This window comes from Pseudarthrobacter sp. B4EP4b (genome assembly GCF_006680095.1).
In the GTDB taxonomy this organism is placed as follows: domain Bacteria; phylum Actinomycetota; class Actinomycetes; order Actinomycetales; family Micrococcaceae; genus Arthrobacter.
This window is the reverse complement of record NZ_VHIJ01000071.1, coordinates 3,598-4,042: the sequence shown is the minus strand read 5'-3', so window position 1 is coordinate 4,042 and position 445 is coordinate 3,598. Positions and strand designations below refer to the sequence as shown.

Annotated in this window: 1 protein-coding gene and 1 pseudogene; both read left to right on the top strand. The window is 71.0% G+C overall.

Annotated elements, in window-relative coordinates:
- Positions 1-133, top strand: a 133-nt coding sequence (locus FNL14_RS21460) for a heme-binding protein (protein WP_142064493.1), incomplete at its 5' end; no start/stop codon positions are given.
- A 10-nt stretch (positions 134-143) separates the two neighbouring features.
- A pseudogene (locus tag FNL14_RS23425) lies at positions 144-445 on the top strand (hypothetical protein); the annotation flags it as partial.

Genomic DNA, 445 nt, shown 5'->3' with positions numbered 1-445 from the left:
CGGCGGCGTCCCGCTGAAGGTGAACGGTGTTTCCGTGGCCGGGATCGGCGTCGGAGGTGCTCCCGACGGAGCCCTGGACGAGGCCTGTGCCACTGCCGGTGCTGATGCCATCGTTGCTGCTGCCGCTCAGTAGGCTGGGCCGCATGAAGTGGGTTGGGGTTTGCTGCCTTGCCGTCTCCTTGACCCTGGCCACGACTGCGTGCCAGGCGGGTCCGGAGGCGACGCAGCCGCCGCAGCCTGCGCCGTCGTCGTCCCTTGCCGGGGCGGAAGGGACGACGGCCGCGGCGGAAACCCCATCAGCGCCTGCCCCGGCGCCGGCGCCGGCAGCTGCTCCTCCGATGCTGTCCGCGGAGGAACAAGCGCAGCTTGACCAGGCACTCATCGCCGCCGCCAAGGCCAACAACGTGCCGCTGGTGCACGAACTCATCGGGCGGGGCGGCAATGT